The sequence below is a fragment of the Thermanaeromonas sp. DSM 22490 genome (assembly GCF_056378755.1).
In genome coordinates, this window is the sequence record NZ_JBJHHE010000002.1 from 131,968 (window position 1) to 154,102 (window position 22,135).

Consider the following 22,135-nt stretch of genomic DNA (forward strand, 5'->3'; position numbering starts at 1 on the left):
AAATATAATTAAACCTTTCGAAAGGAGGTAGCTGCGGCTCAGTTGACCAACATCGGGCACGGAGCCTCTGGCAGCAGGCCAAAAAAGTGACCGAGCGCTAACAGGAAGTACTGCCCTGGTGGCGAATAGCAATGGTTAGGGAAAAACTACCAGGGGGTTGAGTGGTTTGCCACTTTTTGAAAGTGTGGGATCGTATTCCAGATATGGATATTAAAGAGCGATAACCTGGTGGTAACCGGGTTCCACATGAGGTACAACTTTAGTATAACTTCAGAGGAATTGGAAAAGTATGCCTTTCTGCCTCTGCTAGTTAGAGAGCAGGTGCTCAAGGAGCAGGTAAGGTTGTTGTGGGCGGGCTGCTGCCGATTTCCGGTGGCGGCCCAAATTTGTGCATAGATCCGCAGGCCTTGGCCGATAATGTAGCCTTGTGCCAATTCCCGCGCGGCTGGCCTTGTTCAGGGGGGATTGGCAATCTGGCTATGGCGGTCGATAGGATAAAGATACGTAATTTTAGCCTGACCCACCGCGCGGGCGGGGAGGTGTCTTACTGAGACATATTGTACATTTTGAGCAGTTTGTAGATAATTAAAACTGAGGTGTTGGGTAATGCTTCAGGAACACCAGTTCTCTGAAGTGCGCCGGGAATTTAGCGCCATCTATGATAGTATTTATAACGCCCTCAGGCCTGCCATCATACGGCGGGGGCGGGGGGAGGAAATTCTGCTCCTGCGAAAAGACATTTTTAGAACTATGTTGGAAATGTTTCCTTTAAAGGCCGAACTGCTGGAGGAAGAAGATGGCTCAGTCACCCTCGCCCTCGACCAACTGGACATAGCCGTAAACGCTCCTTCTTTGCAACAGGCTGTGGAGGAAATTGTGCAGGAACTCAAGATTTATGCCAGAGACTATCTGGACCGCGGCCAGCTTTTCTTTAATGCGCCCAACCGCCGTCACGACTTTCCCTACGTACTTCGCATCGCCCTGTGTAACAGTGATGAGGAGATCAAAGCCCTAATAGAGGTATCATGCCGCCAAAATTCAGAGATCTGAAGGCTTATTGTGAAAAAGATGGCTGGGTGCTGGTACGCAAGACTGACCACTACTATTATGAAAAAGTGTTAGCTGACGGTACCGTACTGCGTACAAGGGTGAGCATGGCCTTAGACAAAGAAATCCCCAAGCACCTCTGGAAACGCATTCTATCGCGGTAGTTGCGGGTGACGGAGCAGGAGTTTTACCAAGGATTACGTTGAAAAATAGAAACTTAACTAAGCAGCTGCACTGAGACCAAGCTCTACCGTTACTAAACAGTCATCCCGATAGATATTAGCAAAACGCCACGGCATATAGCTAAACCTTCAACTTACTGAAGCCAGTATCGCCATAGGCGAAATCCGGAAAGATTATTTGGGCCATAGATAAAAAGACGAGAAATATCAGCCGTGAAGGGAGGAAAAATGTACTCTCCTTATTGAGAAAAACCCTTTTCAGGGTTATCATATATTGCCAAAACTTCGGAACTAGCCTTTCGGGATAGCGGGCAAAAAAGAAAAAATAAATAAGTTGATAGTGTGGAAATATCTGGGTAAAATAGAGGCAAAGGTAGACCCAGTTCTGCCAGAAGAAAAATTTTTGGGAGCCTTAATTATTCTCCGGGTATAGTATAAATAAGCTGTAGTATAAATAAGCTGGGGAGTGAGCTAGGGAGAGGGACGATGGATATTATACAAGCAAGGAGACGGAGAATAAATGATAACTAGACAAGATGTAGCCAATAAGTTAATTGACTACCTTTATAAACGTATAAACCTTGCAGAATTGGTCGATTGGGCTGAAAAAGTGATGATGGAAGAGGAATTTGAAGAACGTGATCTACCGTTACTCAGAGATATAATAGCTCGCCTGGGGCTTAGCGATACTCTGGCCTTTGGCTTGAGTTGGGAGGACTGTCAAAAGTATCTACAGTCCCTTGGGTACCGGGTAGAACTAACAATTATCAAGGCAGCTAGCAATCAATAGAGTGCTGAGTTCCTTCCCAAGGCTGAAGCCTGTGGGTTCCTGAAGGCGGTGTAGCACCCTTAGGAATACCGCACGCTACTGGCCAAACAATCCATGATAAGAGATTTGGCCGGACGAGGCTTGTGAAATGCCTGAAGTAAAGGGGAACCTGAGAGGTATGGTAAGAAAACCTCCTAAATTCCTAAAGGCGGACGTAGAGCGAGGATTTATTTGGGCTTATTATGAACTGGTTAAAGGCTGTGCAGTTAGTCTGGATATGCGGGGAGAAAATATTGTACCGGTGGTAGCCTTTGCTCATAAACCAGGAGAAGTATATGGTATGGACTTCTCTAGCACTTATCATTTTGCAGAAAAAGAAAAACCCAGTACACGCTATCGTTGGTTAAAACGAAAAGTAGAAGAGCTTACAAGGTACGCTCAGTTTTATGCAGAGCAGAACAAGACGAAATACCAGGTACTCTATGAAATCTGGTGCTTTATCCCACCCAATGAATTGGTCACCGATACAGTAGCCAGGGCCGTAGCGGAAGGGATGCCTGTTAAGCTGGTGGATTTGAGGGAAGTACATGAGCGAATAAGACAAGTAGCCCTTTTGGAGCCCCTTGACCGGGATATTATTTACGAAAACGCTTTTCTTTGGGCAGCAGAACTTTTCCGGGAGGCTGGCGCTTGGAAATAGCAATATTTTCTAAGTGCTCCCGGAATGGGTTAATGTACGTGTATGTATGGGGGATAAGCTGCTCTATTATATATATGTTATATTGCCGGATAAAAGGCTGGCGACGAAGCCCTAACATAGGAAGGCAAAACAGAAGGAACTTCACTTAGGAAGAGTGATATAGTTTGGGTAAAGTCGGCCGAAACGACCCCTGTCCCTGCGGGAGCGGGAAGAAATACAAGAAATGTTGCCTTCCGCTGGAGAGGCAAAAGCGGTGGAGCGTGGAAGAGGTTCGCTCTCTTTCCACGAAAGAGATAATTTCCAAGCTGGGTTCCATGGGCATTGCAATTACTGAAGAGAGTTTCCTTCAGGAAGTCGGAAACTTTTATTCCGCCTATGATCTGGCCGAAAACTGGTGGAAAATCTACCCTGTGACAGCCAAGGATTTTGATCAGGACTTCCCTTGGACGGCCGCTGTTGTCTTGTGGGAAAGGCTCGCCCCTCACGTAATGAATTCAGAGAAACTTGACCAGATGATGCAGGAGGGATACAACCTTTGCGATGAAGGCAAAGAGGTTGAAGGCTGTCAGATCTGGCTCAAAGTGTGGGAACACTTAAAGGAGCGGTTCACGCCTGACATGAAGTCCGTGGAACAAGCGGAAAGAGTTTTTAGCGGAATGGAGTTCTTGAGTAATTGGTGTCAAGATTTAGAGATGGAGCTGGGCAACGCGGGGTTAAAAGATCCTTCGTTTTACAAAAAGCGGATAGAATACTGCCGGGAGTTCTGTACACTTTTCCCGGAATCAGACAGACTGATTATAGAGAACATGAAGCGAGCGGAAGCGGAGTCTTACTTTGCTCTGGGTATGCTGGAAGAAGGGGAAAAGGCCTTTCAGGACCTGGTGGCAGAGTTTCCTGATTCCGCGTGGGCCTACATAGGTTGGGGAGACATGTATTGGCTCTATGAAGACAGCAAGGCGCCGCGCAACTATGAGAAGGCGGAAGATATTTACCGTATGGCCCTGGATAGAGGTGTTGATGAAAGGGAAGAAGTTTTGGATAGGCTGGAGATGCTGAAGGAAGAGAAAAACAAAAAAATTGATATAGGTAATCAGTTGCGTTGTAACTGCACTTGAAGCGGAACCCACCTTATTCCTTCATATGGATTGTTTGAGGAGCGGTAACCGCATGATTCTGGTTACCGGTGCTACCGGCTTAGTCGGTCGACATATCGTTTGGGCCCAAGGGCTTGCTGACTGCAAATCTTGATCTACTGCACCCAGCGACGCGCAGGTGGTGAGCTGCTATTTTTGGAGACAGAGTATTAAATCGTCGGGAATTTATACGAATGTGCTATTATGCCGGTCTAGGCATAACGGCTTTGGGGCTTGCATCGTGCGCCTGGCCGGGAAGCTGGAGGGAAAAGGAACGGCAAATGGTGAGAAAAGAATCGGGTTTGGCTGGTAAAGAACCGACGGATACGGCAAAGGTATTTATGGTAAAGACCCGGGACAGGAAAGAAGGGGTTAAGAGGTTGTTGGCGCTCCTAGGACCTTTAGCATACGCGGGAAAGAGTATACTTGTGAAGCCCAACTTTAACACAGCCGATCCGGCGCCCGGCTCCACCCATAACGATACACTGAAGCAGCTATTAATTGAATTAAAGGCGGCTGGTCCATCCTCTATCGCCGTCGGGGAAAGGAGTGGCCCCCCTCTGACTGAAATCGTACTCAAGCAGAAGGGGGTAATCGAGCTTTGCGATCGATTAGGAGTAACGTTAATTAACTACGATAAGCTTTCTCCCGAGGGCTGGGTGAAGTTCTGGAGAGAAGGTTTACACTGGAAGGACGGATTTTATGTGGCCAAGCCCGTTTTAGACGCAGACGTGAATATCGGCACCTGTACCCTGAAGACCCATGCTTACGGAGGGGTTTTCAGTATGTCTTTGAAGCTGGCGGTAGGAATAACTCCGCGCAGGGGATACTCTTTGATGAGCGAACTCCACAGTTCACCCCATATGGGAAAGATGATCGCTGAAATTAATCTAGCATATACGCCAGACTTCGTTCTGATGGACGGAGTTGATGTCTTTGTAGACGGAGGGCCGGACCGGGGAACGAGAAGGGAAGGAAACGTTATGCTTCTTTCCCGGGACCGTGTAGCGTTAGATGCCGTAGGTCTGGCTGTTTTAAAAGATTTAGGCAGCAATAGGGAAATTATGGAGGTACCGATCTTCAAGCAGGAACAAATATCGAGGGCGGTAGAACTTGGCCTTGGAGTTCGCAGTGCTGATCAGATAGAGATAATTACGGACGACAAGGAAGGCAAACAGTATGCAAGCCACCTGGAAAAAATCTTAAGAGAATAGACTGGTGTCTTTCGGGTACATGTATATTATCAGCGATTCAGATAGTGTTACAATTACGTTGACAAAAGTGTATGCAAAAGGGTATGCTAATCTGTAGATGATCCTAAAACAGGGGGTTGATCACGGTGCCTGTGACTCGCGTTTCTGAAAAGGTAGTAGAGCTGCTGAAGGAAATAGTCTCCCTGACTGGCGAATCCAGGCAAGAAGTGTTGCTTAAAGCGCTTGAGGCATATAAGCGTCAGAGATTTTTAGAGCAAGCCAACGCTGCTTTTGCTGCATTGAAAGCCAATAGTGAAGAGTGGAAGACGGAACAGGAAGAAAGAAGAATGTGGGATGTGACACTAAACGATGGTTTGGAGAGATAAAGAAGTTCTGATACCGTACCGAGGCGAGATCTGGCTGGTTGATCTAAATCCTGTTCGCGGACATGAGCAGGCAGGTACGCGGCCGGCTCTAATTATTTCAGTGGATCCTTTCAATCACGGACCGGCCGGCATGGTAGTGGTTATCCCGCTAACTACTAGGGATAAGCGAATTCCGTTCCACGTAAGGTTGACTCCGCCCGAAGGCGGTGTGAAGTCGGTTAGTTTCATTAAATGTGAGGACGTTAGATCTATATCCAAGGAAAGGCTTATAGAGCCTCTGGGGAGAGTTGAAGCCGAGACTATTGTTGCTGTAGAAGAGCGTTTAAGAATTCTACTGGGGCTCTGATTGTTATAGGCTCTCGTAAATTTCCGGAAAAAGCCAAATAAAACTATATTAGTTGACCAATACCAGGTACGGCCTCAGGCAGCAGGCCAAAAAAGTGATAAGGCGCTAGCAGGAAGTACTGCCCTGGTGGCGAATAGCAATGGTTGGGGAAAAACTACCAGGGGGTTAACTAGTGCTAGCCATCATTCATTCTGTGGTTCTCGTGGGCCTGGAGGGGCAAAGGGTAAGGGTAGAAGTTGATATCAGCAATGGATTGCCAGTATTTGAGAATGTGGGATCGTATTCCAGATATGGATATTAAAGAGCGATATCCTGGTGGCAACCGGGTTCCACATGAGGTACAACTTTAGTATAACTTCAGAGGAATTGGAAAGTATGCCTTTCTCAAAAAGTTAGTGAGGTGGAGAATAAATGATAACTAGACAAGATGTAGCCAATAAGTTAATTGACTACCTTTATAAACGTATAAACCTTGCAGAATTGGTCGATTGGGCTGAAAAAGTGATGATGGAAGAGGAATTTGAAGAACGTGATCTACCGTTACTCAGAGATATAATAGCTCGCCTGGGGCTTAGTGATACTCTGGCCTTTGGCTTGAGTTGGGAGGACTGTCAAAAGTATCTACAGTCCCTTGGGTATCGGGTAGAATTGACAATTATCAAGGCAGCTAGCAGTCAATAGAGTGCTGACTTCCTTCCCAAGGCTGAAGCCTGTGGGTTCCTGAAGGCGGCGTAGCCGCCTTAGGAATACCGCACGCTACCGAGATGTGTCGGCGCATTTGTGACATTAACCGGAAGCTTAGGCAGCTGCTGCAGGCTGAAGGTGGTAACCCTACGACGGCGGAAAAATGGAAAGAAAGGGCCTCTTGGCACAAGTGACGTGGCACGGCGCGGACGGCCGTTTTAATGGAAGTTACCTGATGTGGATGATATAATATTCACAGGAGGTACGTACAGTGGATGTGGAGAAGATAAAAAAGGCATAGCGGTCCTGATTTTGCGGCGGCAAGGTGCAACTAGTGCGTTCATTTTCGGTTCCCACGCAAGGGGAGAACAGGTTGAAGATAGTGATATAACACCAATACCGGGAGGGATGGCGGTGGCCGCGGTAGAGAAAATCCTTGACGAAATCAGGCGCCTCAGCAGGAAGGAAAGAGAAATACTGCTGCGCGCCCTAGAGCACGAAAGGGTGAAAGACGAGGCTGCCGAGAGGTTCGAGAAGGCGGCTGGTTCCTGGGCTGACTTTGACGCGGACAGTTTCCTGGCTGAAGTCTATGCCTGTCGGCGCAAAGGAGAAAGGGCGGTACCGGAGTGGTGATCCCGGCAAGGTACCTCGTGGACACCGACTGGGCAGTATACTACCTCCGCGGTAGGGAACCCTACGTAACCAGGCTGAGGCAGTACCGGGAGGCAGGCCTGGGCATTAGCGTGGTCTCCCTGGCTGAGCTGTACGAGGGCGTATTCCGGGCACCGGACTGGCAGGACAAGGAGAAAGCCCTGGAAGACTTTCTTGCGGGACTGGCTGTGGCTGATGTAACCCGTGACGTGGCCCGCACCTTCGGGCGGCTCCGAGCCGAACTGCGGGCACAGGGGATAACAGTGCCTCAGCTGGACCTTTTAATCGGGAGCACGGCAGTTTATTACGGGTTGGTGCTCCTGACGGACAACCGCCGGCACTACGAAAAGATACCTGGGATCCAGTTGGTAGAAGCGGAGGCGGAATGAGGCTCATTAGGACATTGCCATAGCGGCTTCTGGCAGGGCAGGTGTTTTTCCCACCAGGAATAACGTCTGCCGGAGTGAAGCCACCAATACCCTCCTACGGCCGGCTGTAGTTGTAATGCTCGATATACTGGCTGATGCGGGCATTGGCTTCTTCCACGGGGAACGCGAAGGGAAGGAAACGTTATGCTTCTTTCCCGGGACCGTGTAGCGTTAGATGCCGTAGGTCTGGCTGTTTTAAAAGATTTAGGCAGCAATAGGGAAATTATGGAGGTACCGATCTTCAAGCAGGAACAAATATCGAGGGCGGTAGAACTTGGCCTTGGAGTTCGCAGTGCTGATCAGAGAGATAATTACGGACGACAAGGAAGGCAAACAGTATGCAAGCCGCCTGGAAAAAATCTTAAGAGAATAGACTGGTGTCTTTCGGGTACATGTAACTTCTTAATACTGGACACGGCTCAGACCAGCGGGTTTACATCCTGATCCTATCACCAGAAAAAAGTAAAACGAAAGCAGGAAGTACTGCCCTGGTGGCGAATAGCAATGGTTGGGGAAAAACTACCAGGGGGTTGACTGGTGCTAGCCATCATTCATTCTGTGGTTCTCGTAGGCCTGGAGGGGCAAAGGGTAAGGGTAGAGGTAGATATTAGTAATGGTTTGCCAGTATTTGACATCGTAGGTTTACCTGATCCTTCCGTGAAGGAAGCCCGGGAAAGGGTGCGGGCGGCCCTCAAGAACTCTGGCTTTGAGTTTCCTTTACGCCGCATTATCGTCAATCTAGCCCCCGGTGATATCAAAAAAGAAGGCCCTATTTATGACCTTCCGATAGCTCTGGGCATCTTAGCTGCCGCCGGGGAGCTTAGCAGGGAGCCAGCACCGACCATCCATGCTGTCGGCGAGCTCTCCCTGGAAGGAAGCTTGCGGCCCATTCCGGGAGTCTTGCCCATGGCCCTGGCTCTCCAGGAAATTGAGCCGGGGGCTACCTTTATTGTGCCGTCGGCCAATGCCAACGAAGCCGCCCTGGCTACTCGCTTAAGAGTGCTGGCTGCTGAAAGCCTGGTACAAGTAGTGGCTTACTTGCGAGGAGAGGGTGAGCTAGCTGAGGTTAAACCGGCAGCCCCTAGCAGCCAGATTGAAGCTTTTACAGGTATTGATATGGCAGACATCAAGGGTCAAGCAGCTGCTAAGAGGGGTTTGGAAATAGCCGCTGCCGGCGGTCATAATATTCTCCTTATCGGTAGCCCCGGGGCGGGGAAAACTATGCTGGCCCGGAGTCTACCTTCTATTTTACCGCCGTTGACCTACGAAGAAGCTTTAACCGTAACCAAGATTTACAGTGCTGCCGGACTACTGGCCCCAGGCCAGGGGCTAGTAACGGAACGCCCTTTCCGCACACCCCACCATACTGCTTCCACGGCCAGCATCATTGGCGGTGGCCGGGTCCCCAAGCCCGGCGAGGTGAGCCTGGCTACCCATGGTGTTCTTTTTTTGGATGAGATGCCTGAGTTTCGCCGCGATGTATTAGAAGCCTTGCGCCAGCCTTTAGAAGACCGGGTAGTTACCGTGGCCCGCGTAGCAGCAGCCGTTACCTATCCGGCTAATTTCCTGTTGGTGGGGAGTATGAATCCGTGTCCCTGCGGTTATTATGGGGATGAAAGGCATAAATGTAATTGTACCCCCTATCAGGTAGCCCAGTATCGCAAGCGCCTATCCGGGCCATTGCTGGACCGCATTGACCTCCACCTAGAGGTGCGCCGCTTGGAGTACCAAGAGATCGAAAATCGCGGACCGGCAGAAACGTCGGCCCTTGTACGGCAAAGGGTGGAAGAAGCCAGGCAGAGGCAGCGCCGGCGCCTGGCTGAGGTTGGCCTTAATTGCAATGCCGAAATGAGCGGCCAACAGGTGCGGAAATTCTGTCAGCTCACGCGACCAGCTCGTATGCTTTTACGGGCTGCCTTTAATAAGCTGGCCCTTTCCATGCGGGCCCATGACCGCTTGCTCAAGGTAGCTCGCACTATTGCCGACCTGGAAGGGGCGGAAATTATTGAAGAGCATCACCTGGCGGAGGCCATTCAATATCGCTCCCCGTGGGGAAGCTAACCTGGTTGCGTTAACTTCCTCTTTTTTTGCAGTGGAAAGAGATTAAAATACAGTTAGCCTGGCAAAACTGAAGGAATACAGTCTGGCTAAAATTTAGGGGAAGGTTTGTTCGGTGACGGAAAAGGCAGAGTTGGGTTTAGCCCATTGGGCAATTGTGATGACTGTTGCTTCTATTCTTTCTCGTATACTGGGTTTTTTGCGCAATACCATCATCTCGGCCCTTTTTGGTCAAAACCGGCTAACCGATATGCTTAATGCTTCTTTTGTTATTCCCGATACCATTTATCTTATTTTGGTAGGCGGGGGTATAAGTTCAGCTTTTATTCCGGTGTTATCGAGTTATTTAGCCGAGAAACGCGAAGAAGAGGTTTGGGAAATAGTAAGTATTGCTTTCAATTTAGTTTTATCCCTGGTGGGGTTAGCAGTAATTTTGAGCATGATTTGGGCACCTATTCTGGTGCGCGTAGTAGCTCCGGGCTTTGACCCCCAGGAAGTAGCCTATACGGCTTATTTAACCCGCATAGGCTTAGTAAGCATCTTATTCCATTCGCTTAATGGCGTGCTCATGGGAACCGAATATGCTTATCAATCCTTTCTGGGTACAGCTGTCGGTCCCCTGGTTTATAATGCGGCCATTATAATTTTTGGCGCTGCCCTGGCTAATCATCTGGGTATTGCAGCCTTTGCCGTGGCTACCCTTATTGGCGCTTTTCTTAATTTCCTGGTGCAAGTTTGGGGTGTTTGGCGCTTACGACCGCGCTACATGTTATCCCTGAATTTTCGCCACCCGGCCATCAGGCGGATAGGCCAGCTCATGTTACCGGTCGCCATAGGTTTATCTGTAGCTCAAATAAACCTTTTTTTAAACCAGACCTTCATTGCTTCTTTTTTGCCCCAGGGCTCTATAAATGCGCTGACCATTTCCAGCCGGGTCGTCCTGGTTCCTATGCTTTTTGCCACTTCTATAGGTATTACCTTGCTTCCTGCCTTAACCCGGTTGGCCGTAAGGCAGGAGGAGCGCACTTTTAGCCATTATTTAACTACTTCTTTAAGGTCCATTATTTTTCTGGCCTTCCCGGCCACTGTGGGACTGGCGGTCCTGGGCCAACCGGTGGTAAAAGTACTTTTTGAGCACGGACGCTTTACCAGGGAAGATACCCTGGCTACTGCTAACGCTCTAATTTTTTATGCCATAGGTATTACGGCTTATGGAGCCTATGAGATATTGATCCGCGCTTTTTATGCCTTGCAGGATACCAGGACACCTTTAAAGGTGGGGCTCTTGACGTTGGCCGTGGGTTCTGCTTTAAATTTTACTTTGGGTCCCCTCTGGGGAGTGAGGGGACTCGCCCTGGCTTATTCCTTGGCCGGGTGGTTTAATGTTATTCTTCTTTTTTATTTTCTCCGCCAGCGAGGAATTATTCAAACAGACCTGAGGCACCTCGGGGTTAGTCTGGCCAATAGTCTGGTGGCCTCCCTGGCCATGGGCTTAATTTTAAAGTTGGTGGCCAGCAGGCTTTCTTTACCTTACTTTGAACCCCAGCTGGTTAGGGAAGGATTGGAACTCTTGCTTTTAATCGGCTGTGGTGCCTTGATTTATTTTGGTCTGGCCAGGGTTTTGCAGATGGAGGAATTGAATTTTTTGCTGAAAATCGTGCGGGGTCGTCTGCAGCGTTCGCGGCCTCTAGGAGGATAAACGTTTCAGCATGTTAAACTTTTTGCTTGGTGCAATAGCTATTTTGCTTGGGCGCCTGGTGGCTGTAATTTGCCGCTTAAGTGGGCGGGAAGGTACTTCTCTGCCGGGTTATGTAGCTTTAAAGGTGGACCCCGGGCTTTTGGAGAAGCTTTCCCGGGACCTGGACCACATAATAATTGTAACAGGGACCAACGGCAAGACCACTACTGCAAACTTACTGGCCAGGATCTTGTCCGGCCAGGGCCTAGAGGTAATCCACAACGGTGAAGGAGCTAATATGCCTGCTGGCATAGCTACTGCCTTGATCAAGCCCCGAGGGAAGCGACGGGGAAAAAAGGCTGTGGCAGCTGTTTTGGAGGTAGATGAAGGTAGTTTGGGCCTTGTTTTACGGCAGGTGCCGGCCGAAGTGGTGCTGGTCACCAATCTTTTGCGGGATCAGCTGGACCGCTATCATGAATTGGAACAGCTGGCCAAAGCTATGAAACGGGCCCTGGATCAAGTGCCGGGTGCGGGGCTTTTGCTCAATGCTGATGATCCTCTTGTTACTTTACTTGGACGGGGACGGAATAAAGTATATTATTTTGGTCTTGAGCGTAACCCTTATAGCCGCACTACTACCGAGGAGGTACAGGAAGGGCACATTTGTCCGGATTGCCAGGCGCCTTTGGAATTTATTTATTACCATTACAGCCATTTGGGCGATTACCGGTGTCCTCGTTGTGCCTGGCGACGGCCGGCACCGGACTTTAAGGCAGAACACTTGGTCTGGGAGGATAAAGGCTGTTCTTTTACAGTGGTTTATTCCGGAGGCCGCCTGGATCTTACCACTCCTTTGCCGGGGATTTATAATTGTTATAACCTTTTAGCTGCGGCAAGTGCGGGACTAATTTTGGGAGTAAATCCGCAGGTCATCGCTGAAGAAGTAAAAATTTTTCGCCCCGGACAGGGGCGGATTGAAGGCTTCTTCCTGGCCGGCAAGAGAGGCACTTTGCTTTTGGTCAAGAACCCTACCGGCTTGACCGAAGCTTTGCGCACAGTGGCCGGGGAAAACCGTGCGGCTTATGTTTTGGCTATCAATGATTTGGCGGCTGACGGCCGGGATGTGTCCTGGTTGTGGGATGCCGACCTGGAGCCTCTACTGACTGCCTCTTATTCCCACGTTATTTGTTCGGGTTTAAGGGCTTGGGATATGGCTGTATGTTTGAAATATAACGGTATTGATCCCAAGGCTATAAAAATTGTTCCCGACCAGGAAGCGAGTATCCAGGAACTACTGCAAGAGCCCGTGGAGAACCTATTCATCTTGTGTACCTATACTAACCTGGCTGTTTACCGCCGCTTGTTGCTTAGGATGGGTGCTCAAAGTGAAACTGCGCATTGGCCATCTTTATCCCGAACTGCTTAATTTATACGGTGACCGGGGTAACATCTTGATTTTGCGCCGCCGCGCAGAGTGGAGGGGTATAGAGGTGGAAATAACCCGGATCTCCTTAGGTGACCGGCTGGACTCGCACGCCTATGATCTGTTCTTCCTGGGAGGAGGGCCGGATCAAGAGCAAGGGGTGGCCAGCAAGGATTTGCTCGAAAAGGGACCATACTTGAGGGAAGCCGTGGAGGAAGGGGCAGCTGTGCTGGCTATCTGCGGTGGGTATCAGCTTTTAGGCCGATATTATCGTACGGCTACAGGAGAAATTTTGCCGGGTGTGGGTATTTTTCCTGTTTATACCGAAGCAGGAAATACGCGCTTAAAGGGGAATATAGCTATCGAGGTTGGAGATTTATGTGACTCCCGTCCTGTAGTTGGTTTTGAAAACCATGGGGGGCGCACCTTTTTGGAAGATTATGAGCATCATAGCCGGCCCCTAGGCAGAGTAATTTTTGGCTTCGGTAACAATGGAATAGATGGGACTGAAGGTTGTGTTTACCAGAGGGCCATAGGTACTTATTTACACGGGCCTCTGCTAGCCAAAAATCCCCATTTGGCTGACTATATCTTAACCTTGGCCCTGGAAAAGCGCTATGGACGTGTCGAACTATCTCCGCTAGATGATGGGCTGGAATGGAGGGCTAACAGGGAAGTATTCCGGCGCTTCAGTAAGCGGAGGAAAAAAATCTAATATAAAATATAACTTTAATTGTAGGGGGTTGGTGTTAATGCTAAAATTCTTCTTCGCCTTGGGCTCCATGGTTATTCAGCTTTTTGCTTTTTATCTTCTTCTTTTAGTTATAGGCGATAAAAAGGGCGAGGTAAAAGAAAAACACGAGCACAAGCCAGCCCACGGCCATTAATGGTGTAATAATTTAATTATGAGGAGCAGGTAAAATTGAATTATATAGGGCACGACAAAACTTATTGGGTAGCCCTGCAACAGTCACCCGGTCTCGGTGCTCGAAAGATGTTACAATTAATAGAGCACTTCGGCAGCGCAGAAGCGGTCTGGAGGGCCAGCGAAAGGGAAATTTTGAGCCTGCCCTGGCTGGGCGGTGCGGGCGAGGGGTTTCTCGCCTGGAGAAAAAGTGTAACACCGGCAGCTCTCTGGGATGATTTATGCCGCCAGGGGGTTGGAGTCCTTACTTTTTCTGACCCGGCTTATCCCTGGGAGTTAAAAAGTATTTACAATCCGCCACCTGTGTTATATTATCTGGGCAGTTTAGCCTCTCTAGAAAATATCAGAATTGCCATAGTAGGCACCAGGCAGGCCACACCTTACGGTTTGAAAGTAGCCCAGGCCCTGGCTCAAGGCCTGGCTGAAGCCGGAGTAAGCGTGGTCAGCGGGCTCGCCCTGGGCATAGATGCTGCTGCCCACCGGGGAGCTTTAAAGGGAAAGGGTAAAACTATAGCCGTTTTGGGCTGTGGCGTGGATATTGTTTATCCTCGAGAGAACGCTTCCCTCTTCCGGGAGATAGCTCAAGAGGGGCTCATTCTGTCTGAGTTGCCCCTGGGGACGCCGCCTGAAAAACGCCATTTTCCGTCGCGTAACCGTATTATTAGTGGTCTGGCCCGGGGAACAGTAGTGGTAGAGGCGGGCGAAAAAAGCGGCGCCCTTATAACGGCTGATTTTGCCCTTGAACAGGGGCGCGATGTGTTTGCCGTACCGGGGCCCATTACCAGTGCTCAGAGCAGAGGGACTAATAATTTAATTAAGCAGGGGGCTAAAATGGTTACTGAAGTGAACGATATTCTGGAAGAATATATCTCAGTAGAGAATACCCGGTATGCCCCTTGGGCAGTAAGAACGGAAGAGGAGATTAAGGTCAAGCTATCTCCAGTAGAGGAAAAGGTAATGGCAGCAGTTGCCTCGGTACCCGTAGCCATTGAGGACTTGGTGGTCGCTACCGGCTTATCTACTCAGGAAATAAGTATAGCCCTCACTTTTTTAGAATTGCAAGGGCTGGTACGGCGGCTACCAGGGGGGCTCTATGTACGCTGTTGATATAGATAGAGGTGAAGGGGATTGGCGAAGACCTTGGTTATAGTAGAATCGCCAGCCAAGGCCAAAACTATAAGCAAATTTTTAGGCCGGGATTATTTAGTCAAATCCTCCATGGGGCACGTGCGGGATTTGCCTAGAAGCCAGTTCGGCATAGACATTGAAAATGGGTTCGAGCCCCACTATATTACCATTCGCGGCAAGGGAGAAATAGTAAAGGAATTAAAGCAGGCAGCCCAGAGAACAGAGCAAGTTTTACTGGCCCCCGACCCGGATCGCGAAGGCGAAGCCATTGCCTGGCACTTGCAGCACCTGCTGGGCCTTCCTGATGGCCAGTGCAGGATAGAATTCAATGAAATAACGCGCCAGGCTATCCAGGAGGCTATTAAAAAGCCCAGACCTATTGACCCGTACCGCGTTGCTGCCCAGCAGGCCCGCCGGGTGTTGGACCGCCTGGTAGGCTATATGCTCAGCCCCCTTTTGTGGCGCAAAATAAAGAGGGGCTTGAGCGCAGGAAGGGTGCAATCGGTAGCCGTACGCCTTATAGTGGACCGGGAAAGGGAAATTGCCAGTTTTAAACCGGAAGAGTATTGGAGTTTGACGGCCTGGCTAAAAGGAGAGAACGATGGTTTAGCTTTTGCGGCCAAGCTTCATAAATGCCAGGGCGAAGCGGTTACTATAAGCGACAAAGAGGCTATGGACAAGGTTTTGGCCGCCCTCCAGGGCGTGCCCTTTAAAGTAATAGACGTAAAGAAAAGGGAACGGCGCAAAAATCCACCTACCCCCTTTACTACTAGCACCCTGCAACAGGAAGCCTATCGCCGCTTAAATTTTACTACGCGCCGTACCATGCAGGTAGCCCAACAGCTTTATGAAGGCGTTGATGTGGGCCCCGATCTGGGCCGGATAGGCTTAATTACTTATATCCGTACGGATTCTACTAGGGTAGCTGCAGTGGCCCAGGAAGAAGCGCGGAATTACCTGCTGGAGCATTTTGGGCCGGCCTATGTTCCGGTGGAAAAGCGCCAGTATACCGGCCGTAAAGATAATATTCAGGATGCCCATGAAGCTATAAGGCCTACGTCCATATGGGTGCAGCCCGAGGCCGTTAAGGGCTATTTGACGCGGGATCAATATCGCCTGTATTCCCTTATCTGGGAGAGGTTTTTAGCCAGCCAGATGGAGGCGGCTCTCCTGGATACAGTAACAGTAGACATTGCTGCTGGCGACTATATTTTTCGAGCCACCGGCTCGGTAGTTAAATTTCCTGGTTTTCTTAAGGCTTTACAAGGGGACAGGGAAGAAGAGGAATGGGAAAAAGAGGAACGTTTGCCGGAACTGTTCCCCGACCAAATTCTTACCGTTGTTTCTCTGGAACCTAAGCAGCATTTCACCCAGCCGCCGCCGCGTTATACCGAAGCGACCCTAGTGAAAACCATGGAGGAATTGGGTATCGGCCGGCCGAGCACTTATGCGCCTACTATTGAAACTATCTTGAGCCGCGGTTACGTGGTGCGGGAGCAGAAGCAACTGGTCCCTACTGAACTGGGCTGCGTAGTGGTGGACCTTTTGAAGGAGCATTTTCCCGATATTATTGATGTAGAGTTCACGGCCCATATGGAAGCTAAGCTGGACCAGGTTGAAGAAGGGAAGTTATCCTGGCGCCAGGTAGTGGAAGAATTTTACCTGCCCTTCAGCCAAATCTTAGAGCAGGCAGAGGCTAAGATCGGCATCATTGAGTTGCCGGAGGAGGTTAGCGAAGAGAAGTGCGAGATATGCGGGCGTAATCTGGTGGTGAAACAGGGGCGGTATGGCAGGTTTTTGGCCTGTCCGGGTTTTCCGGAATGCCGCTTTACCAGGCCGCTTCTTAATACTATAGGTGTTTCCTGTCCCAAGTGTGGCGGGGAGATTGTGGAAAGGCGCAGCAGAAAAGGACGCAAGTTTTATAGTTGTAAGAATTACCCCCAGTGCGATTATATCTCCTGGGACAAACCCAGCCAGACCCTTTGCCCTCGTTGCGGTAATCGCCTGGTAGAGAAAGCTGGACGAAACACGTTGCGCCTGGTGTGTCCTCAAAAAGACTGTGGGTATGAAGAAGAGGTTAAAAGGCAGGGAGAAATGTAGAAATGGAAGAGGCAGCGCTGGTAGTTATAGGGGGAGGCTTGGCCGGCAGTGAAGCAGCTTGGCAGGCTGCCACAAGGGGCATAAAGGTGGAGCTGTGGGAGATGCGGCCTCATAAGAGCACGCCTGCCCACCATACGGGTTATCTGGCCGAGCTGGTTTGCTCCAACTCTTTGCGCTCTAATGAACTGGAAAATGCAGCCGGCCTGCTCAAAGAGGAAATGCGGCGGGCAGGCTCCCTAATTATGGAAGCAGCCGAAAGGCACCGGGTACCGGCGGGCAAAGCTCTGGCGGTAGACCGGGAAGGTTTTAGCCGGGAAGTAACGGCTAGGATAGAAGCTCATCCATTCATAACGGTAATAAGGGAAGAGGTTGAGGAAATCCCTGCCGGCCGCGTAGTCATTATCGCTACGGGTCCCCTCACCTCACCAGCCCTGACCCGGGCTTTGCAGGAGTTAACCGGCGAGGAATATCTTTATTTTTATGATGCTGCTGCACCTATTGTTACTGCCGAATCCCTGGACTGGAGCCAACTTTTTCGCGCTTCTCGCTATGGGCGGGGGGAAGAAGATTACTTGAATTGTCCCCTCACAGAAGAAGAATATTATACCTTTTATGAGGCCCTGGTCCGAGCCGAACGCCACCACCCTCACCCTTTTGAAAAGGAGATTTACTTTGAAGGATGTATGCCGGTGGAAGAGCTGGCCCGGCGGGGGCCGGAGACTTTGCGCTATGGCCCCATGAAGCCTGTAGGATTAATTGACCCAGCTACCGGAAAGCAGCCCTTTGCGGTAGTACAGCTGCGGCAGGATAACCGCGAGGGCACTTTATATAATCTGGTAGGCTTTCAAACCAGTCTTAAATGGGGCGAGCAGGACCGGGTTTTTCGCCTCATTCCTGCGTTAGCTCAGGCGGAATTTGTCCGCTACGGGGTTATGCACCGCAATACGTATATAAACTCGCCACGCTTATTGCTGCCTACTTTACAGCTCCAAAGCCGGCCGGAGATCTTTTTGGCCGGCCAGATTACCGGGGTAGAAGGCTATATTGAGTCCGCAGCCATGGGCTTGGTGGCTGGTATTAATGCGGCCAGGTTGCTAAAAGGTCTGGAACCTCTAATTCTGCCCCGTGATACAGCCCACGGGGCTCTGGTATATTATATTACTGAAGCTAACCCGGAAAGATTTCAGCCCATGAACATTAATTTTGGTCTGTTGCCCCCCCTTACGGTTAGGGTACGTTCCCGACAGCAGCGCAATCTCTTACTCTCGCAGCGAGCCCTAGAGAGCTGGCAAAGGATTCTCGGTGAATTTTCGCGCAATTGACTTGCTCTTTACTTAAAGATTTGGTAGGATATAATACGATTGTATGGGGAGGCCCTTTTTAAATAATGATTAAAGCTTTCGAGGAGGCGCTGGCCGGTTTTAGTACCTATTTGGCTGCCGAGAAAAACGTTTCCGCCAGTACCTTAAAAGCGTATTTGACTGATTTAAAACAATTTGTTTCCTATGTGGAAAAAAACTTGGGGCCCGCCGCGCATCCAGAGCAGGTTGACCACACGTTAGTCCGGCGTTTTTTAGGCTGGCTTAATGCTCAAAACCAAAAGAAGAGCAGCATGGCGCGTAAACTGGTGGCTTTGCGGGTATTTTATCACTATCTTATGCGGGAAGGGCAGGCCAGCAAAAACCCGGTGGAGCTGATCAAATCGCCCCGGCAAAATAAGCGGCTACCCCGTTACTTAACTTATAGCGAGCTTCTTAAGCTCCTGGAGATACCCGCCCATACACCCTTAGGGTTAAGGGATCGAGCTATTTGGGAAACCCTTTATGCTTCCGGCGTGCGGGTAAGTGAGCTGGTTAATCTCAATATAGAAGATCTGGATTTAAGCGCTGGACAGCTGAGGGTTATGGGTAAGGGCCGGCGAGAGCGCCTGGCGCTTTTGGGTTCGGCGGCTATTGCCGCCCTTAAGGATTACCTGATTTCTGCCCGGCCGGTTCTGGAACGCCAGGGGAAGGGGGAAGAGCGGGCCCTTTTCCTTAATTACCGCGGCCAAAGGCTTACTTGCCGGGGCGTTAGGGATCGGCTGGAATATTATGTAAAGAGAGCGGCCTTGAGCGGTGGTGTTTCCCCGCACACCTTACGCCACTGTTTTGCTACCCATTTGCTGGAGCGCGGGGCTGACCTGCGGGCAGTACAGGAATTGCTGGGACATGTCCGTCTTAGCAGCACCCAAGTGTATGCCCATGTAAATCCCAGGCGCCTGCGAGAAGTTTATGATCTAGCCCATCCCCGTGCTGGTAAAAATTTACCGGGAGGGGAAGAATAATATGGAAGGAACTACGGTTATAGCTGTTAAGAAGGGTGATAAAGTAGCTGTAGCCAGCGATGGCCAGGTGACGCTGGGGAATACGGTGCTGAAACACCGGGCCCGTAAAGTGCGCCGTCTCTATCAGGGACAGGTGCTAGCCGGCTTTGCGGGAAGTGTGGCTGACGCCTTCACCCTCTTTGAAAAATTTGAAGCTAAACTGGAAGAATACCGAGGAAACTTGCAGCGGGCTGCAGTAGAGTTAGGTAAGGAATGGCGTACCGACCGCATGCTCAGGCGCCTGGAAGCCCTGCTGGTGGTGGCCGACCGGGAGAAGCTGCTCCTTATTTCTGGTGGAGGTGAAATTGTAGAGCCTGATGATGGCCTGGTGGCTATTGGCTCAGGGGGACCTTATGCCCTGGCGGCAGCGCGGGCCTTGCTCACCTACACCGATTTGGAAGCAGCAGCCATTGCCCGCGAGGCTTTAAAAATTGCAGCTTCAATTTGTATTTACACTAACGATAATATTATAGTAGAAGAATTGTAGGGTATGTGGTGAAGAGGGGAAAAGTAGGGAGTAGCTAAGGAAAGGGGGTCCAGGGGTGACGATTCTGACTCCGCGTGAAATTGTGCACGAACTGGATAAATATATCATTGGCCAGGAAGAGGCCAAGAAATGTGTAGCTATAGCCCTCCGTAACCGCTATCGGCGGCAAAAGCTTCCGCCGGAAATAAGGGATGAGGTTTTGCCCAAGAATATCCTCATGATTGGTCCTACAGGTGTAGGTAAAACCGAAATCGCCCGGCGTCTGGCCCGCTTGGTGGGCGCGCCTTTCCTCAAGGTGGAAGCCACCCGTTTTACCGAAGTCGGGTATGTAGGTCGAGATGTAGAGTCCATGATCCGGGAGTTAGTGGAAAATGCGGTAAGGATGGTTAAGGCAGAAAAACGGGCCGAAGTGGAAAAAGAGGCAGCCAAGTTAGCAGAAAAGAGGTTGCTGGATTTGCTCCTGCCCCGTTCGCGCCGTAGTCAACCATCCCGCAATCCCCTGGAGGTTCTTTTCAGCGGGCTGGTTAACGAAGGGGGTACTACGGAGCAGGAGGAGGTAACGGAGGACAAGAGGGCTATCTTACGCGAAAAACTCAGACGACAGGAACTGGAAGACATGATGGTAGAAATAGAAGTAGAAGAGAGCAGCATGCCGGGGGTTATGTTTGGCGCCTTGGGTTTGGAAGAATTTGGAATAAACTTACAGGATGCCTTGAGCAATGTATTGCCCCGGCGGAAGCGCAAGCGCCGGGTGACGGTAGCTGAGGCGAGGCGGATCTTGACCCAGGAAGAAGCCGATAAACTTATCGATATGGATGAAGTGGCCGCCGAAGCTGTACAGCGAGTAGAGCAGAATGGTATTATATTTATCGACGAAATCGATAAGATTGCTGGGCGAAATGGGGGAGTGGGCCCTGATGTTTCCCGGGAAGGGGTCCAGAGGGATATCCTTCCCATTGTGGAGGGCACCACTGTGCAGACTAAGTATGGTCCGGTCAAGACCGATCATATTTTGTTTATCGCTGCCGGCGCCTTTCATGTAGCCAAGCCGGCCGATTTAATTCCCGAGTTGCAGGGCCGTTTCCCCATCAGGGTGGAGTTAAAAAGCTTAACCCGCGAAGATTTTAAGCGAATTTTAACGGAGCCCAAAAACTCTTTACTGCGCCAGTATGCAGCCTTATTGGCAACTGAGGGTTTAGAATTAGAATTTACTGGTGATGCTATTGCGGAAATTGCTGATATTGCTTATACTGTAAATACTCAGGGAGAAGACATCGGCGCTCGCCGTCTCCATACAATCTTAGAAAAGGTGCTGCAGGATCTCTTGTTTGCTGCTCCAGAAGTGGAGACCAACCGGGTAGTTATTGATCGTAACTACGTCCGGGAGAAATTAGGAGAAATCCTTCAGAATGCCGATGTAAGAGCCTATATTCTGTAAAAATTAGCTTGAGGGGAGGAATGATTGTCATGCAGACTCTATTAGAAAAAACTCGTAGTATTAACCGCCTTCTGCAGAAGACAGCGGGCAACCCGGTGGACTTTCAGGAGATGGCCAGCGTCCTCCGGGATGTTTTGGGGGCTAACACTTATATCGTAGGCCGCCACGGGCGAGTTCTGGGATATGCCTTTGTGGAGGGCTTCACTTGCGACATCATGGAGGAGATTGTATTTCAATCGGAGCGTTTTCCGGAGAAATACAATGAGCAGCTCCTCCGTATTGATGAGACACAAGCCAACTTCTGCCAGGTGGGTAATGCTTGCGTTTTCGACTCAGATAAAAGATGTGTTTTTAACAACAAATTAACTACTGTGGTGCCTATAATCAGCGGCGGGCAGCGACTGGGTACATTAGTGCTGTCCAAATTTAATATCCGCTTTACTGATGAGGATTTGATCTTAGCTGAATATGGAGCCACAGTAGTAGGCATGGAGATCCTGCGCTCAAAAGCTGAGAAGATTGAAGAGGAGGCGCGCAAGCGGGCTGCCGTTCAGGTGGCGCTGGCTACCCTGTCTTATTCCGAATTGGAAGCAGTTGAGCACATCTTCGCCGAACTGGACGGAGATGAGGGAATTCTAGTAGCCAGCAAAATTGCCGATAGGGCAGGCATTACCCGTTCGGTAATTGTCAATGCCCTGCGGAAGTTTGAAAGCGCCGGTGTCATTGAGTCGAAATCCCTGGGTATGAAAGGAACCTATATCCGCATCTTGAACGATAATTTACTGGAAGAACTGCAGAAGCTTCGCCGGTAAGAAAGAGTCAAGTTCTTCTATGCCGGCCAGCAAAGCCAGGGGGCAAAATGAATTCCCCTGGCTTTGTTGTTTTCGGGTTTTTCTGTTATAAACTTGCGGGTGGTTCAGGTTTATGCTATACTACCGCTGGTGTCTGATTCCACACGCTGTTAGATGCACAGGACGGTGCCTAAAAGGTCTCCTGTGAAGATGAGGGCAGCGGAGG

23 protein-coding genes and 1 pseudogene are annotated in these 22,135 nt (G+C 50.0%); all 24 read left to right on the forward strand.

The genetic code is table 11. The features are described 5' to 3' along the window. Window positions 1-606 precede the first annotated feature (606 nt). The 24 genes and pseudogenes from AC1BI1_RS02215 to codY all read left to right on the forward strand — a co-directional run bounded on the left by AC1BI1_RS02215 (window position 607) and on the right by codY (window position 21,930). Window positions 607-1,050: an exoribonuclease R gene (locus tag AC1BI1_RS02215; RefSeq protein WP_476715634.1), complete on the forward strand. Its 444-nt coding sequence runs from the start codon at window positions 607-609 to the stop codon at window positions 1,048-1,050. A 699-nt stretch (window positions 1,051-1,749) separates the two neighbouring features. Further along, window positions 1,750-2,019, forward strand: a complete 270-nt coding sequence (locus AC1BI1_RS02220; RefSeq protein WP_476715635.1) for a hypothetical protein — start codon at window positions 1,750-1,752, stop codon at window positions 2,017-2,019. 157 nt (window positions 2,020-2,176) lie between these two features. Next, window positions 2,177-2,698, forward strand: coding sequence for a hypothetical protein (locus AC1BI1_RS02225; protein WP_476715636.1), 522 nt, complete (start codon window positions 2,177-2,179; stop codon window positions 2,696-2,698). Window positions 2,699-2,865: 167 nt separating this feature from the next. After that, window positions 2,866-2,937 (forward strand): annotated as a pseudogene (locus tag AC1BI1_RS02230) (SEC-C metal-binding domain-containing protein); the annotation flags it as partial. Window positions 2,938-4,025: 1,088 nt separating this feature from the next. Next, window positions 4,026-5,045, forward strand: coding sequence for a DUF362 domain-containing protein (locus AC1BI1_RS02235; RefSeq protein ID WP_476715637.1), 1,020 nt, complete (start codon window positions 4,026-4,028; stop codon window positions 5,043-5,045). A 125-nt stretch (window positions 5,046-5,170) separates the two neighbouring features. Further along, window positions 5,171-5,410 carry a toxin-antitoxin system protein gene (locus AC1BI1_RS02240; protein ID WP_476715638.1) on the forward strand — a complete coding sequence of 80 codons (240 nt, stop codon included), beginning with the start codon at window positions 5,171-5,173 and terminating at the stop codon, window positions 5,408-5,410. Continuing rightward, on the forward strand, window positions 5,394-5,756 hold the full coding sequence (locus AC1BI1_RS02245; protein ID WP_476715639.1) for a type II toxin-antitoxin system PemK/MazF family toxin: 363 nt from the start codon (window positions 5,394-5,396) through the stop codon (window positions 5,754-5,756). Before AC1BI1_RS02240 ends, AC1BI1_RS02245 begins: the two co-directional genes overlap by 17 nt. A 172-nt stretch (window positions 5,757-5,928) precedes the next feature. Beyond that, the gene (locus AC1BI1_RS02250) at window positions 5,929-6,057 is read left to right on the forward strand and encodes a hypothetical protein (protein WP_476715640.1); all 129 of its coding nucleotides are present in this window, start codon (window positions 5,929-5,931) and stop codon (window positions 6,055-6,057) included. Window positions 6,058-6,167: 110 nt separating this feature from the next. Continuing rightward, entirely contained in the window at window positions 6,168-6,437 is a 270-nt protein-coding gene (locus AC1BI1_RS02255) for a hypothetical protein (RefSeq protein ID WP_476715641.1), read from the forward strand. Between the two features lie 240 nt (window positions 6,438-6,677). Further along, complete coding sequence (locus tag AC1BI1_RS02260; RefSeq protein ID WP_476715642.1) at window positions 6,678-7,073, forward strand: hypothetical protein; 396 nt, start codon at window positions 6,678-6,680, stop codon at window positions 7,071-7,073. After that, on the forward strand, window positions 7,067-7,480 hold the full coding sequence (locus AC1BI1_RS02265; RefSeq protein ID WP_476715643.1) for a type II toxin-antitoxin system VapC family toxin: 414 nt from the start codon (window positions 7,067-7,069) through the stop codon (window positions 7,478-7,480). The genes AC1BI1_RS02260 and AC1BI1_RS02265 overlap by 7 nt, the downstream gene beginning before the upstream one ends. A 183-nt stretch (window positions 7,481-7,663) precedes the next feature. Then, window positions 7,664-7,963 carry a hypothetical protein gene (locus AC1BI1_RS02270; RefSeq protein WP_476715644.1) on the forward strand — a complete coding sequence of 100 codons (300 nt, stop codon included), beginning with the start codon at window positions 7,664-7,666 and terminating at the stop codon, window positions 7,961-7,963. 93 nt (window positions 7,964-8,056) lie between these two features. Continuing rightward, complete coding sequence (locus AC1BI1_RS02275; RefSeq protein ID WP_476715645.1) at window positions 8,057-9,580, forward strand: YifB family Mg chelatase-like AAA ATPase; 1,524 nt, start codon at window positions 8,057-8,059, stop codon at window positions 9,578-9,580. A 112-nt stretch (window positions 9,581-9,692) separates the two neighbouring features. Then, window positions 9,693-11,276, forward strand: coding sequence for a murein biosynthesis integral membrane protein MurJ (gene murJ, locus AC1BI1_RS02280; RefSeq protein ID WP_476715646.1), 1,584 nt, complete (start codon window positions 9,693-9,695; stop codon window positions 11,274-11,276). 10 nt (window positions 11,277-11,286) lie between these two features. Further along, a complete protein-coding gene (locus tag AC1BI1_RS02285) occupies window positions 11,287-12,681 on the forward strand; it encodes a MurT ligase domain-containing protein (RefSeq protein ID WP_476715647.1) in 1,395 nt (464 codons plus the stop codon). Further along, window positions 12,641-13,393, forward strand: coding sequence for a type 1 glutamine amidotransferase (locus AC1BI1_RS02290; protein WP_476715648.1), 753 nt, complete (start codon window positions 12,641-12,643; stop codon window positions 13,391-13,393). Before AC1BI1_RS02285 ends, AC1BI1_RS02290 begins: the two co-directional genes overlap by 41 nt. 37 nt (window positions 13,394-13,430) lie before the next feature. Beyond that, complete coding sequence (locus AC1BI1_RS02295) at window positions 13,431-13,565, forward strand: hypothetical protein (protein WP_476715649.1); 135 nt, start codon at window positions 13,431-13,433, stop codon at window positions 13,563-13,565. Between the two features lie 35 nt (window positions 13,566-13,600). Further along, entirely contained in the window at window positions 13,601-14,710 is a 1,110-nt protein-coding gene (dprA, locus tag AC1BI1_RS02300) for a DNA-processing protein DprA (protein ID WP_476715650.1), read from the forward strand. Window positions 14,711-14,731: 21 nt separating this feature from the next. Then, entirely contained in the window at window positions 14,732-16,831 is a 2,100-nt protein-coding gene (gene topA, locus AC1BI1_RS02305) for a type I DNA topoisomerase (protein WP_476715651.1), read from the forward strand. A gap of 2 nt (window positions 16,832-16,833) precedes the next feature. After that, window positions 16,834-18,153, forward strand: coding sequence for a methylenetetrahydrofolate--tRNA-(uracil(54)-C(5))-methyltransferase (FADH(2)-oxidizing) TrmFO (trmFO, locus tag AC1BI1_RS02310; RefSeq protein ID WP_476715652.1), 1,320 nt, complete (start codon window positions 16,834-16,836; stop codon window positions 18,151-18,153). Between the two features lie 65 nt (window positions 18,154-18,218). Continuing rightward, complete coding sequence (locus AC1BI1_RS02315) at window positions 18,219-19,154, forward strand: tyrosine recombinase XerC (protein WP_476715653.1); 936 nt, start codon at window positions 18,219-18,221, stop codon at window positions 19,152-19,154. Between the two features lies 1 nt (window position 19,155). Then, window positions 19,156-19,680, forward strand: a complete 525-nt coding sequence (gene hslV, locus AC1BI1_RS02320; RefSeq protein ID WP_476715654.1) for an ATP-dependent protease subunit HslV — start codon at window positions 19,156-19,158, stop codon at window positions 19,678-19,680. A 55-nt stretch (window positions 19,681-19,735) separates the two neighbouring features. Beyond that, window positions 19,736-21,118, forward strand: a complete 1,383-nt coding sequence (hslU, locus tag AC1BI1_RS02325) for an ATP-dependent protease ATPase subunit HslU (protein WP_476715655.1) — start codon at window positions 19,736-19,738, stop codon at window positions 21,116-21,118. 29 nt (window positions 21,119-21,147) lie between these two features. Further along, window positions 21,148-21,930: a GTP-sensing pleiotropic transcriptional regulator CodY gene (gene codY, locus AC1BI1_RS02330; protein ID WP_476715656.1), complete on the forward strand. Its 783-nt coding sequence runs from the start codon at window positions 21,148-21,150 to the stop codon at window positions 21,928-21,930. Window positions 21,931-22,135 lie beyond the last annotated feature (205 nt).